Consider the following 14716-nt stretch of genomic DNA (forward strand, 5'->3'; position numbering starts at 1 on the left):
GAAATCGTGTCGCAAATATTAGCTTGGCAATCCCTGAGATTTGGACCCATTACTGTAAGGCGAAAGGGACAATTCGAGAGTAGAGAGCATCTGACAAGATCGGAGTATGAACAATACAGATCGGCAGAGACTTGGGGACGGGTTGAACCTATTTTATCAAGCTCCTTAACGGATTTGGTACAACCCACAATATTTTTCAAGTTACCCGGCACCCAAAGAGATTACGTATTACTGCTTGCCTTTTTACAACGGATCAGTTTGCCTTTAGAGATCGTATTTCCAACCAAGACCGGATTCAATAAATTTCCTTTTCCCGAGTTACCGAATTTTGAGTACTTTGATGCGCTTTACGATAAATACTATCCGGTATTGTATCCGATGGATAGCGAAAAACAACTACAAAAGGCAAAGAAAAGGATTCCTTTGCTTCGAACTGTAGTTTGCTTATGGTTCGCAGGTTACGCCCTTAAGGAAGGGTTAGAGGGTAATCATATTATTACTTCCTCTGTATTAGCAAAAGCAAGTAAGATCGCTAAATATCATAGAAGTAGTTTAACCCTCCTAGGTAAGATGTTAGCTAAAGAAACAGATTCCTTGATTGAAAATAAACCGGTCATACCTTGCGATGAAGCGGAAAGAAGTGTCTGGATAGCCGCGGGAATATATCCAACCCAAACGCCGTTTGAGGAGAGTCTCTATACCTTTGCATTTTCTTACTTGAGGCAACGTGTGAATAATTCAATAACTGATGATTATTACGACGATGAAGGAAATTTACTTTTCAGATACGGTAAAAAAACTATCAGCATAAATTATTGGAAAGCGATAGTCAAGTACATCCGGTATTTTGCAATCAAATGTCGATCAAAAGGTCTTACTGACATAAGCGAGAATTCAATATCAGAAGTATACACAGAGATTTTTGGCCAGATGAAGGGACAAGAAGATAAGACGTTTTTCCGAGTGGCGCTTCGACATTGGCTTAGGTGGCTTATAAGAACTACAAATGCTTCATACAACATAGAACGGATTATGCCAAGACCTAGACGTGTTATGTCAAAAGATCATGGACGAGTATTTAGTATGTCCAAAGCTTATATTCTTGTGCAGACCTTAATGAACGATCAAACTCCTTTAATTAACGAGAACATTCTGATGGACTTTCGTCATAGGCGGGCTTGCCTGTTGATGTTATCAACTGCAGCAAGGCCTCATGAAATAGTTAATTTGCTTCAGAATGCTTTATTTATAGATTCGCAGGATAATTCCTGGATTCGTTTTCACAAAACCAAGACCATTCGCAATCAACCCGATCGAAACGGCTATGAATGGGTTCATCACGCTCTAGTGAAGAGCGATGCTGCAAGATGGTTTAACGAATTGATTCATTTTGCCCCATCAGAACCTATATTTTTTCCAAGAGAGTGGGGTGGGGATGGCCTTACGGAACTTCGTTTACTGGCTTCAAAACATAATGATGGCCCTATACGAACTAGCGGACTGTATAATTTTTTAACTCGCAATCAATCGAAGTTATGGTCTGAACTTAGGAAGCCATATTTCACACCCCATAATCTAAGAGCGCTCCATCTTACTTATCGGCGTATCTTAGGAGACAATGATGAGCTACTAGAGAGGCAGGCAGGACATAGTCATCCTTCCTCAAAAAAGCCTTATACGGAAACAATGCCTGCAGAAGAAGTTGCAAAGTTTGGTCATCTACTTCAAAAAGGCGTTTGGAGAAAGAAACCGGAAGGGGAGGATGCTGATAAGACAGAAGGGGCTGGAATTTCGTCTACTGAATATGTAGCCATTGATGAGATAACCGAAATTTCATCTAAGTTTGAGGTCACGCCTCAAAAGCTAGATGAAGCATATAAATTAACCCAGAAAATTATAGAGGAATCACCACGTTTCCAAGGTAAAGTTATTGATTTGGAAGATGAGTTACACGAGGTTAACGTAGGTGGTTATACGCATAATTGTAATGCACATGTCTTGCTAAACTGTGGTCATACACCCGGGCATTGTAGAGCATGTGATGATTATAGTCCTGATGAGGGTACAGAAGATGCGCACAAGGCCGACATATTTCGTGAAATGTTGCATTATTACTATTGTCTCGATGCAGAGAAAAATTTCAAGTCCACAGGACAACGAAAAATGGTTTTTCAGAAGGCTGAGGATATAAAGGAACGGTTGAACAAAACAGAAAGAAGTCTCTGGGTAAATAAATTTAAAATGCCGCCAAATGAGGCGAAAAAACTGCATTCATTGCTCTTTGAGAAAGCAAAGGCATACTTTCGTGAACAGTCTAAAGAGAAGCCTAATCCAACTAATGCAGAAGTGCTTTGTTATATTTTAAGTGGGGAGGTAAAGTAAATTGGCTCGTCCGGTTTCTTTCAGTAGCAGCGACTTGGCATGGGAATGTGCACAAGTAAAAAGAAAGCTTTTAAATGATGTCAAAAAGGGGCGATTATCGCGTCTTTCAAAATCAGATGTGTACGATATGATTGCAAAACGCCCGCGAATCAGATTGAAAAGCTCGCGAATCAGATTGAAAAGCTCGCGAATGTTGTGGACGGGTTCCTATAAGGAATATTTGGAAAAATGGTTCACCAAATTGAATGAGGAAATACAATTAATCCTAGACTCGGCCTCTGAAGGAGAACCAACGATTACAAGTCCTGAGATTGTAGCCCAGGAGCACCGGGAATTGCAAGCCAAGGTTACTCATTTAACACAGCTTATAAGTACGTATAAAGATGCTTTGGACGAATTACGCATAGAGAACGGACAGTACCGAGAATTAATCAGCCAGCGTTTCGGAGATATTGACTTATTCTAATGATCCTGAATGTCCCGTGTACTGATACCCTTCGCATACATATGTGCTCCTCAATGCCGGTCACATTCGTTTGATTTTTCTTCACGACTACAGGTTCAAATTCTACATCACCGTATTCGGAGGTTACGGTTTTCTTACTGTTGTAGCCGTCGCGGCTGTTTCTCGTTTGTTTGTTTTTACATCATGTTTCTCATAACCGGGATGCGTATCCAGTTCGGCTTCTAATGCTTCTTGAAGTACATCTGCAAATAATTCCTTTAATGTCCATTGAATATCTTCTGCCGATTGAAAATTATGCTCTTTTACGAATTGACGTAATTCTTGTTTTGACAATAATCCGCTTCAGGTCACCATGTGCTTATTCCTCCAACTTTGATCTAGTAGTCAGTATTGACAAATTTATCTCAGTTGAAGTAAAGATTATGTCCAAACTAAATTGTTACTTCAAGCCTTGTACGGAATTGAATTACAAATGGGTGAATCTCTCCCGGAGCGACTATTCTTTGGTGTGACGGTTCACTCGCAATTAATGAAAGCAGGCCGCGTGATAGATTTGAGGGCTGAACGCATTCTTATCATTGGAAATAAAACTGTATTTCATGAATATATCCAATCGTTATCGAGAATTGGTAATTTGTTAGAGAAGAAGATCATTGTTGTTTATCTTGGAAGTTTTCCAGGACCGGATAAACGATTTTTTCTTCGGCAAATCCAAGATAAATTTGATAAAAATGGTCTTCAGATTGAAGTTCAGTTTTGGGGCGACATCGATTGGGGAGGGTTCCAAATATTCCGGCATTTGCAAAAATCAGTGTTTCCACAACTACGACCCTATCGTATGGATAAGACTACTTTCCATCAGCATTTGGATTGGGCAGAAACCTTCACTGCAGATTATCAAGTCAAATTGGAGCAGCTACTGGAAAACACGGATAATTCCTAGTTTCACGGATTAATTCGAGAGATGTTGTGTACGGGCAAGCGTTTAGAGCAAGAAGCTATACTATTATAAACTGTATTTCAGCCACTGGTTGTTGCCGAATTCTATAAGATTCGTGGTAATACTTTGTATTGACAGTGTATTTCACAATAGCCGCGACTTTTGCGGCTTTTTTCATTTATTGTTATTAGTTGTTTTCTTGGACTGGGACAAAAATCAAAATTGAGCCTTCTATTTTTACCATAAAAATGCAAGTAAATCCGTAACTGGCCGATCAAGGAAACAAGGTTGTTACCAGGTTGGTGTAGAGCAAGGTAACGTCTGGGTATCTTGGCGGCTTATTTAAATGGGGGATGAAGAGCCAGTTGCAGACTACATTCTCAGTTCCCGGCTACAGCAAGCGATCAAAGCGTGATCGTGTGCTGACACCGGCGGTTACTCCTATTCGTGGTCGGTGGAAATTTCTCTTACGGGGTCACCGCTTGCGGCATGTTGTTAATCGGGGTCGGGACCGGTTTATTCCTTACCCCCAATACGACGGAGATCATGTCAAGCGTTCCGGAGCAAAGCCGCGGGGTGGCGAATGGACTGCGGTCCATGCTATATAACTTGGGTCAAGTGCTGAGTACGGCTCTTTCTTTAACCATCGTCGGCGCAGCGCTGCCAGCCCACCTGAAGAACGTGCTGTATTCCGGAAAGAACAATGTGATTTCTGCCGTTGATTTTGCTTTCGTCATTCACGGTTACCGCTGGGTCATCATCGCACTAATAGGGACTTCTCTACTCGCTCTTGCTGCCTCGTGGTTCCGTCCGCAACAGAAAAAAGCTTACGAAAGCTCTTCAGCGGCCTCTTGACTTTGACGCATTGATGCCGCGTCAATCCGTCCGATCCTCATCGATCGGTCCTGCGGCTGCCGCCATAACCCCAGCGCGTCCGGTAAGCCCAAACTTCTGGAGCTAGCGATATATATCCGGCGGGTAGTGGAGCGTTGACGATAATATTGCTTACCAACCTGTAACTAAAGAAGTTTTTATTAGAAGGATACCTTTTTACTTCTACAAACCCGATACACGCTCAAAAAATGTAGGTGGCTTCCTTGCTATAATACGTTGCTCTCATTTTAAGATTTCCAGCCTGATAAAAATTTCAAGTAAAGTAGAACTTATGACCTATTGGAATTATTTTCATATTACTGTATTATCATTGAGTGTAAACATGATCGATCAGGACTTTTTAAAAGAACACATAAAGGATAAATACGGATACGAAAGACTCATCACTTATTTCTCAAGACATGAAGTAATTGGGGAAGAAATTTTTCCGTATCTTGGTACTGCCATTCACTAAACGGACTGGTATATTTGCGTTTATGGGAGGATTTCACGGAATGTCGCTGGGGAGTCTGGCTGTTACCAGCAACATTCAGAAAAGATCTTCCTCCGGCATAGCATTATCCGATGTTACCTTTTTCCCATACTCCGAGAGTCCAATTGACTCATTCGATACTATTGAATACATGGAAGCCGTTCTAAACGACGGTCACTCGGGAATCGAAAAACCGGCGGCTATTATATTTGAAACCATTCAGGCGGAAGGCGGCGTAAATATAGCTTCACCCGAATGGATGCTCAGGCTGAGGGAACTTAGCGACAGACACGGTATTCTACTGATTTGCGATGACATTCAGGTTGGCTGCGGACGCACCGGACCGTTCTTTTCATTTGAACGTGCCGGGATGATCCCTGATATTGTACTGCTTTCCAAGTCAATCAGCGGGTATGGCCTTCCCATGTCTATTCTGCTGATGAAACCGGAACTTGATGTCTGGAAGCCTGGTGAGCATAACGGTACGTTCCGGGGAAACCAGCTTGCTTTCATTGGAGCTACAGCTGCGTTGGAATATTGGGAAATGAATAATTTGGAACAGTCTGTGAAATATAAGGAAGCATTTGTAAGAGAATATTTAACCAAGCAGATTTTGTCATTACATAAGGGCCTGACCATTCGGGGTGCAGGTTTGATTTGGGGTATTGATTTTTCCAATGTGGAGGATGAGCGAATCACGCAAAAAGTAGTAGAGGAATGTTACCAAAACGGTTTAATCATCGAAAGCGCAGGAAGAAAAGACAGTGTTATAAAACTTATGCCTCCGTTAACCATCGAGCTTGAACTTTTGCAGCAGGGTTGTTCAATTATCAGACAAGCTATTCAAGAGAATATAAATAAAGTATTGGAGGTCGAAAGTTATGGATAAAATCGCCATTATAGGAATAGGATGCCGTTTGCCAGGAGGAATAAGGGGGCCTGAGGAGTTCTGGGAAGCATTGACTGCGGGAAAAGATATGACTTCCGATTTACCCGAAGGCCGCTGGGATTTAGAAAAGTTTTATGATCCTGACAAATCAAAGCCAGGCAAGCATTACACCTGTCATGGTGGATTTTTAGATAAAATAGATGAGTTTGACCCTTTGTTTTTTGGTATTTCTCCAAGGGAAGCGGCCTTTCTTGATCCACAGCAAAGACTGATGCTGGAGACATCATGGGAAGCAATGGAAGATGGAGGCTTGGATCCGGCCAAGCTAGCAGGAACCAATACCGGTGTCTTTGTAGCGGGCTTCACCCTTGACTATCAAGCAATACAATTTAAAAACGAATCGGTTGAAAGTTTAGATACACATTCGGCAACGGGTATGATGATGACAATGTTGTCCAACAGGATTTCATATATATATGATTTCAGAGGTCCAAGTTTGTCTGTAGATACAGCGTGTTCGGGCTCTTTGGTTGCAACACACCTTGCATGCGGGAGTTTATTGAATAATGAATGTAATCTCGCAATAGCAGGCGGAGTAAGTGTTATAGCTACACCTGAGTATACCATAGCGGAAAGTAAGGGTGGTTTTTTATCTCCCGATGGACGGTGCAAAACTTTCGATTCCAGTGCAAACGGTTATGCAAGAGGAGAAGGAGCCGGCGTTGTGGTTTTAAAACGCCTGTCAGATGCTATCGAAGACGGAGATAGGATTTATGCCGTAATAAGTGGATCGGGTGTAAACCAGGACGGCCACACAGACGGGATTACTGTTCCAAACGGGCAGGCTCAGGAAAACTTAATGAAGGAGGTATACAAAAAGGCAGGAATATCACCTTCAGATATAACATATATTGAAGCTCACGGCACCGGCACTCCGGTTGGAGACCCTATTGAGGCTAATGCAATAGCACGAGTGGTTTCAACAGACAGGCCAAAAGATAAAAAGTGTATTGTCGGATCTGTTAAGACAAACATTGCCCACCTTGAGGCCGCTGCAGGAGTTGCCGCACTGATAAAAGCTTCACTAATCATAAAGCATAAGCAAATACCTCCACATCTGCACTTTAAGAATCCAAACCCTAAAATTCCCTTTGACGATTTATGTATACGAATTCCTCAGACCCTGGAGCCTTTGCCGCAACCCGCATTGGTTGGCATAAATTCATTCGGTTTTGGAGGAACAAATGCCCATATCCTCTTGGAGGAAGCTACAGATCTCCAAAAACAGGGTACTCCTGAAGTTAATGTAAATACCGGATGGCCATATATGATTCCCATATCTGCGCGCTCAGAAAAGGCGCTAAAAAACTATGCGCAAAAGTATGTTGATTTTATTAATGGAAGTGGAGAAAGTATTTCTTTATATGATATTGGAAGCATGATGAGCAAAAAGCGCACCCATCATGACTATAGACTAGCAGTTTCGGCATCTTCAAAGGAAGAACTTGCAGGAAACCTGGAAGCGTATATTAAAGGACAAGCACGCCAGGGGATGTCTGCGGGAAATGTTGAGGCAGGAAAGTACAATAAAGCTGTTTTTGTATATACAGGTATGGGGCCCATATGGTGGGCTATGGGCAGACAGCTCCTTGAAAAAGACCCTGTGTTTAGAAATATGATAGAAAAATGCGATAAACTTACACGTCAGTATGCTGGATGGTCTCTACTGGAGGAACTTCTCGCCGATGAGGAGAATTCACGTCTGGACCAGCCCCAGTTTGCTCAACCTGCCAATTTTGCTGTTCAGGTGGGTTTGACTGAAGTATGGAAATCCTTGGGTATTATACCCCATGCGGTGGTAGGACACAGTGTTGGAGAAGTGGCTTCTACATATGTTGCAGGAATTTACAGCCTTGAAGATGCCATGTTGGTAAGTATTCACAGAAGCCGTGCACAGCAAAAAGCAGTAAACAAGGGCACAATGCTGGCGGTAGGTTTACCAGAAAAAGAAGTTGTGGCCCTGCTGGATGAGAACATAAAAGGTGTTTCAATGGCAGCAATCAATAGCCCAAATTCGGTAACTTTGTCAGGTGATCCTGATGCCCTTGAGCAGATCCAAAAACAGTTGCAGGATAAGGGGGTTTTTGCGCGGCTTTTAAAGGTCAATGTAGCGTATCACAGTTACCAAATGGAACCATATGAGCAGGAGCTATTGGAGGCATTAAAAGGAATAAAGTCCCAGCCTGCCGGGATACCGATATATTCCACGGTTACAGGGAAAATGCTGACGGGTACAGAGTGTGATGGACATTACTGGTATAAAAATGTAAGAGAGCCGGTACGTTTTGAAGCAGCAATGTATGAAATGATTTCGTTGAATTATAACTTATTTATTGAGGTGGGCCCTCACCCTGTTTTAGCAGCTTCTATTTCTGATTGTCTGTCAGCTAAAAACGTTGAAGGTAAGAAGTTGTTCTCTATAAAAAGAAATGAAAACGAACAGGTTTCAATACTGGAGAACTTAGGGAATCTATATGCACTGGGATACCCTATAGATTGGAACAAGATTTACCGGTACCAAGGTGAGTTTGTAAGTCTCCCTCTTTATCCATGGCAATGGGATAAATACTGGATGGAAACGCAGGAATCAAGTGAATTTAGGCAGGGAAAAAATAAGCACAAGTTTTTAGGACGCCGTTTGAAAACTTCCAGCCCTATATGGGAGATTGAACTTAATACTACCTATATGACGTATCTTTCTGATCATAAAATACAAGGTATAGAAGTTTTCCCCGGAGCAGGGTATGTAGAGCTGGGAATGGCTTGTGCCAGAAGCTATTTTGGAGAGGGTTTTTATACAGTTGAAGATATAAAGTTTGAAAATGCTTTATTTTTAAATCAAGGAGTATCACCTGTGGTGCAGGTGGTTTTGGATCCAAAAACCGCAAAATTCGAGATTTCAAGCAGGATACCGGGACAAGATAAGACTTGGACATGCAATGCATCCGGCACAATAAGAAAACGGCAAAACATAAAGATCACTGCTAAAGATGAGTTGATTCAAATACTTGGCAATTGTACCAAAGAATACGGAAAAGAAGTATGTTATAAAACCTTCTATCAAATGGGTTTCCATTATGGTCCTTATTTCCAAGGTATAGACAAGATATGGAAAGGTGATAACGAAGCTCTTGGCAGGATCGAGATCCCTAAAATACTGGAGATTGATAGCTCTATCTACGGTCTTCACCCGGCGGTATTGGACGCCTGTTTCCAGGTTACCATTGCGGCAGTTGCACCACTTAATGAAGATGAAAATAACGAAGGCCAATCATTCCTACCTGTAGGAATAGACAGGGTGCAGCTTTATGGAAGGCCGGAGCCTGTCATGCTTTGTCATACGCAGTTGGTAGATAGGAAAGATAATAATTTGAACGCCAACATCCGTCTATATAGTGAGGACGGAAATCTAATCGCCGAAATACTGGGCATAAGAACTAAGGAACTTGGAAATAGTGGAGGGTCTGATGCTGGAAGAGTTAAGGATTATCTTTATGAGATAAACTGGGAGCTTCTAAAAAGTGAAGAAGTTGATACCCGCACAGCTGCTGCTAACTCTGGAGCATGGCTTATTTTTGTGGATCATAAAGCAGCAGGAAAAGAACTGGCAAATCTCCTTGAAAAAAGGGGAGAAGAATGCTTTATGGTATATCCTGGTGAGGATTTTGGTTGGCAGTATGAAGAGCGTGAGATATATATAAACCCTCGAAGCATTGAGGATCTTAGAGCGTTGTTTGATGAATTCTCAAAAATTAAAACGAAGCTAACAGGTATTGTATATATGTGGAGCCTCAATATCCTTGAGATCCAGGAAGTTAGCAATACAGCTATAGAAAAAGCTTGTTTTGAAAACCTGTTTGTATTAAAACACCTGGTACAAGCAACCACAAATCTGGGATTAAATTTTAAGCTGTGGGTTATTACAAGAGGAGCCCAAATGATCAACAGGGCTACTCCAAATTCTGCATTCTTACAGTCGTTGGTATGGGGCCTTGGCACCGTCATAGGTTACCATGAGTTGCCTTCAAATTGGGGAGGCCTTGTAGACCTTGACATAGAGGCCAATGCGGGTGAAATGGAAATGCTGTTAAAAGAAGTCTTAGGTAATGGAGAGAACCAAATTGCTTTCCGTAATGGGAATAGACTTGCAGCAAGAATCGATAAACTGCGGATTGATATGCAGCATCAAGTACCCGTACATCTTCGCCCCGATGGAAGTTATGTTATTACAGGTGCTTTTGGTGGCATAGGTATGATTACAGCCCAGTGGATGGTTGCCAAGGGAGCAAGACATCTGGTACTGCTTGGACGCGGAGAATTTCCAAAACGTTCTGAATGGAACAATGTAGAGCCAGGCAGCAGCCTTGCAGAGAGGATTGAGTTTGTTCGTAAGCTGGAGTCCCAGGGGGCAACAGTATATATTGGATCAGTGGATGTAACTGATGAGGAAAAGCTTGCTGGATTTTTTAAAGATTTTGATAAGGAAGAAAGGCCTCCTATTCGAGGTGTTGTACATTCTGCTGGTATTACGGATGATCAATTTCTTGAGGTTAGTAAAGATGAGACTTTTTATAGGGTCCTTTCGCCTAAGGTAAATGGTGCATGGAACCTTCACCGTATGACAGAGGGACGGCCTATTGACTTCTTTATTTTATTTTCTTCAGTTGCTTCTGTATTTGGTTCACCAGGCCAGGGAGCATATGCAACTGGGAATGCCTTTTTGGACTCACTTGCACATTATCGTTTATCGAGAGGACTTCCTGCACTGAGTATCAATTGGGGACCATGGTCAGAGGTTGGAATGGCTGCAAGGTTTATGGAACGTGATCCGGAGTATTATATACAAAAATCCATAGAATCTGTAACGGTAGAAAAGGGAATTAGGGCTATGGAGCACCTTGTTGGAGAAGCTGTTGCACAGTCTGTGGTTCTACCTATACTCTCGTGGCAAACGTTTGGGGAAAAATGGTTCTCACCCATGAGTTCTCCACATGTGCTTAAAACTCTTTTGCAAGATGAGTCAGGACAACAAGAGAATATAAATAAATCAAAGGTGGATGTTGATATCCTGGAGGATATTATTTCATCTCCAATACAGAGCAGGCAGAATATCGTTGAAATGCATATTAAAACAATAGTAGCGAAGGTTTTGCGTTATAATCCTGAGGATCTAAGTACCAAACAACCACTAACTGTTTTTGGGATGGATTCATTAATGGCCACCGAAATAAAAAACAGGATGGAGGTTGCCTTTAAAACACCTGTTTCCATAGTAGAACTTCTTAAGGGTTCCAGCATATACGATCTTTCCGAGCAAATGATATCAAAGCTATACGAATCGGGAAAGATTTCAGAACAGGGTTCCCTAAATATGGGTAAGGCTGAGCTTGAAAGAATACCTAAAGTTTCTGAAAAAGAGTACTATGAAACCTCATCTGCACAAAAGATGATGTATATCATTAATAATCTTGAGGGTAACAACATTGGGTATAACATACCTGTGGGAATTTTATTTGAAGGTGGGATTGAAAGGGTTGCCCTTGGGGAAGCATTAAAAACATTGATACAAAGGCATGAAGCATTTAGGACATCCTTTGAGATGATTGATGGGGAGCTTGTGCAAAGGATACAAGATGAAGTTGATTTTACTATAGAATATTTTGAGTCTGAGGAAGACGGAGTAGAGAAAATAATCGATGAATTTGTAAGACCGTTCGATTTAAGCAAAGCACCCTTAATAAGAGTAGGTCTTATAGAAATCCATGCTAGCAGGCAAATACTTTTGCTTGATGTACATCATATAGTCTCGGATGGAACTTCAATAATCAGGACTTTTGATGAAATAGTTTCTATATTAAGTGGTGAAAGCCTTCCGGCAATGGAGGTGCAATATAAGGATTTTGCCCAGTGGCAGAATGGCTTGTTTAGCACTGAGGTTTACAAAAAGCAGGAAGAATACTGGCTTAATAGGTTCAAGGGTGAAATTCCTATCCTTGATATGCCTACAGATTATCCTAGGCCTGTCCTTCAAAGCTTTGAAGGAAATAGGTTGCTATTTGATTTAGACAGTCATTTGATGGATAAATTAAATGTACTTTCCTCCCAAACAGGAGCCACCGTGTATATGATACTTCTTGCGGCATTAAATACACTAATGTATAAATACTCAGGACAGGAAGACATAATTATTGGTACTCCTATAGCGGCAAGAACTCATTTTGATACTGAAAGAATACTGGGGATGTTTATAAATACCCTGGCATTAAGGAATTTCCCAGAGGGAAATAAGGCCTTTACTGAGTTCTTGGAAGAAGTAAAAGAAAGCTCCTTAGAAGCATATGAAAATCAGGAATACAGGTTTGATCAGTTTGTGACAAAACTTAACGTAAAGAGAGATTCAAGCAGAAATCCTTTATTTACTGTTATGTTTAATATTGTTCCTTCTGATGAGCATATTATGGAACATCGTGGTGAATTAAAGTATTCCAAATATCCGGTTGAAAGTAAAACATCAAAATTTGACCTAACATTCCAGTTGATACCAGATGGTCATAATATAATATTATGGATGGAATATGCTACACGTCTGTTTAAGAAGGAGACGGTAGAAAGGCTTGTTCAGCATTACTTTAATATCCTTGAAGAGATAACCTCAAACCCTGAAAAAAAACTATCAGAAATCAATATGTTATCCCAAGAAGAAAAGGAGCGAATAATATACGGCTTTAACGATACGAAGGTTGAATTTGAACATCACCTGACGGTACACCACCTGTTTGAGCAGCAGACGAAAGTACGTCCAGACAATATAGCAGTAGCGTATGAAGGCCGTAGATTTACATATGGCCAGATCAACCAAAGGGCAAACAGGATAGCAAGGTACATGCTAAAGGCTGGCACTGGTAGAGAAGAAGCCGTAGTTGTCATGCTGGAGAGGGGACCCTTATTTGTAGAATCGGTACTTGGTATATGGAAAGCAGGGGGGGCTTACATACCTGTAAATCCAAAATACCCTACACAAAGGGTGCTTGATATATTTAAGGAATCTAAAGCTGCCTATGTGTTGACCTTATCAGATTATGTGACCCAGCAGCTTAGTGAGAACTATAAAGGCCGAATTATATACCTTGACCAGTGTGAAAAAGAGATTGAGGCTGAAAGTGGCGAAAACCTAGATCTAGATATAGACATAAATAGTTTGGCCTATGTTATATATACATCTGGTTCAACTGGTGTACCAAAGGGAGCTATGATAGAGCATCTTGGCATGATAAACCACATCCATGCGGAAATAAAGGAACTTTGTATAACTAACAACAGCATAATATCCCAGAACTCGCCTCAATACTTTGATGTATCTGTATGGCAGTTCTTTGCAGCCCTAACCATAGGAGCTCAAATTATCATCTATCCAGATGAAATAGTAAAGGATGTTGCAAGGTTTACGAATCGGATCATAGAAGATGGCATAACGGTCCTTGAGGTGGTACCTTCATACCTTGCTTTAATGCTTGAGTATGTGGAAAACACAGGGAATAAACTGGAAAAACTTCATTACTTGCTGATAACGGGAGAAACCGTAAAATCCGGCATAGTAAGGAAATGGTTTGACCTATGTCCAAATACTAAAGTAGTTAATGCCTACGGACCTGCAGAGGCAGCGGACGATATTACTCTATATACTATGGAAGCTGCTCATGAAGGAGAGAACATTCCTGTAGGCAAGCCTATACAAAATATGAATCTATATATAACAGATAAAAACATGAACCTGTGCCCTATCGGAGTAAAAGGAGAGATCTGCGTCTCTGGAACAGGTGTAGGAAGGGGTTATTTAAATGACCCTGAAAAAACAGCCCATGTATTCCTTGAAGATCCTTTCAGAGAAGAAAAGGGGATAAGGCTGTACAAAACAGGAGACCTGGGAAGATGGCTGCCTGACGGGAATATCGAATTCCTGGGCAGAATAGACCATCAGGTTAAGATCCGCGGATACCGAATAGAGCTTGGAGAAATAGAAGCTCAGCTTCTAAAACATTCTTCAATAAAAGAAGTTGTGGCAGCAACAAGGGAAGACCCCCAAGGGAACAAGTACATCTGTGCATATATAGTTGGAGAAAGTGAATTGACAATACCGGAATTAAGGGAGTATCTCTCCAAAGATCTGCCAGACTACATGATCCCTTCATATTTTGTACAGTTGGAAAAACTGCCTTTATCAGCGAATGGCAAGGTAGATAGAAATGCCCTGCCTGCCCCTGATGGAAATATTAATACAGGGGTAGACTATGCTGCACCATTCGGTGAAATTGAGGAGAAGCTTGTACTGATATGGAGCCAAATCCTTGGAGTCCAGAAGATTGGAGTAAATGATAACTTCTTTGAATTAGGAGGAGACTCATTAAAGGCAACCAATCTTGTATCAAGGGTTCATAAAGAATTTGACATAGAATTTGCATTAAAAGAAGTGTTTATGGGTCCTACAATTTCGGCAATAGCAAAAAGTATTAAAAATAGACTTAACGATACAGTGGAAATCGAAGAAATTTTAAGCATGATTGAAAATCTATAAATAGGAATTAAAAGAGATGAAATAGAGAAGAGGGACGAAGT

Annotated in this window: 5 protein-coding genes and 2 pseudogenes; 6 read left to right on the forward strand and 1 reads right to left on the reverse strand. The window is 41.2% G+C overall.

The window, feature by feature from the left end:
• The first annotated feature begins 6 nt into the window (after positions 1–6).
• Both MKY16_RS11800 and MKY16_RS11805 read left to right on the forward strand, forming a co-directional pair.
• Positions 7–2382: a site-specific integrase gene (locus tag MKY16_RS11800; protein WP_340955416.1), complete on the forward strand. Its 2376-nt coding sequence runs from the start codon at positions 7–9 to the stop codon at positions 2380–2382.
• Position 2383: 1 nt separating this feature from the next.
• Complete coding sequence (locus tag MKY16_RS11805) at positions 2384–2848, forward strand: hypothetical protein (RefSeq protein ID WP_029515263.1); 465 nt, start codon at positions 2384–2386, stop codon at positions 2846–2848.
• Here MKY16_RS11805 and MKY16_RS11810 read toward each other — a convergent pair.
• Positions 2848–3181, reverse strand: a pseudogene (locus MKY16_RS11810) (transposase); the annotation flags it as partial. The gene MKY16_RS11805 and the pseudogene MKY16_RS11810 sit on opposite strands and share 1 nt — an antisense overlap.
• A gap of 139 nt (positions 3182–3320) precedes the next feature.
• Here MKY16_RS11810 and MKY16_RS11815 point away from each other — a divergent pair.
• The 4 genes and pseudogenes from MKY16_RS11815 (at position 3321) to MKY16_RS11830 (ending at position 14675) form a co-directional block, all read left to right on the forward strand.
• Positions 3321–3791, forward strand: a complete 471-nt coding sequence (locus tag MKY16_RS11815; protein WP_029515261.1) for a Wadjet anti-phage system protein JetD domain-containing protein — start codon at positions 3321–3323, stop codon at positions 3789–3791.
• Positions 3792–4334: 543 nt separating this feature from the next.
• Positions 4335–4643: a hypothetical protein gene (locus tag MKY16_RS11820; RefSeq protein ID WP_185156378.1), complete on the forward strand. Its 309-nt coding sequence runs from the start codon at positions 4335–4337 to the stop codon at positions 4641–4643.
• A 491-nt stretch (positions 4644–5134) separates the two neighbouring features.
• A pseudogene (locus MKY16_RS11825) lies at positions 5135–6043 on the forward strand (aminotransferase class III-fold pyridoxal phosphate-dependent enzyme); the annotation flags it as partial.
• The gene (locus tag MKY16_RS11830; RefSeq protein WP_340955418.1) at positions 6036–14675 is read left to right on the forward strand and encodes a non-ribosomal peptide synthetase/type I polyketide synthase; all 8640 of its coding nucleotides are present in this window, start codon (positions 6036–6038) and stop codon (positions 14673–14675) included. The pseudogene MKY16_RS11825 and the gene MKY16_RS11830, both read left to right, overlap by 8 nt.
• The last annotated feature ends 41 nt before the right edge of the window (positions 14676–14716 follow it).

Origin of the sequence: Paenibacillus sp. FSL L8-0641 (assembly GCF_038006265.1) — a bacterium.
In the GTDB taxonomy this organism is placed as follows: domain Bacteria; phylum Bacillota; class Bacilli; order Paenibacillales; family Paenibacillaceae; genus Paenibacillus; species Paenibacillus polymyxa_D.

Excerpts from the sequence above, each read along its gene's own strand:
- MKY16_RS11820 (WP_185156378.1), top strand. The coding sequence starts at position 4,335 with ATGTCAAGCGTTCCGGAGCAAAGCCGCGGGGTGGCGAATGGACTGCGG.
- MKY16_RS11830 (WP_340955418.1), top strand. The coding sequence starts at position 6,036 with ATGGATAAAATCGCCATTATAGGAATAGGATGCCGTTTGCCAGGAGGA.
- MKY16_RS11815 (WP_029515261.1), top strand. The coding sequence starts at position 3,321 with ATGGGTGAATCTCTCCCGGAGCGACTATTCTTTGGTGTGACGGTTCAC.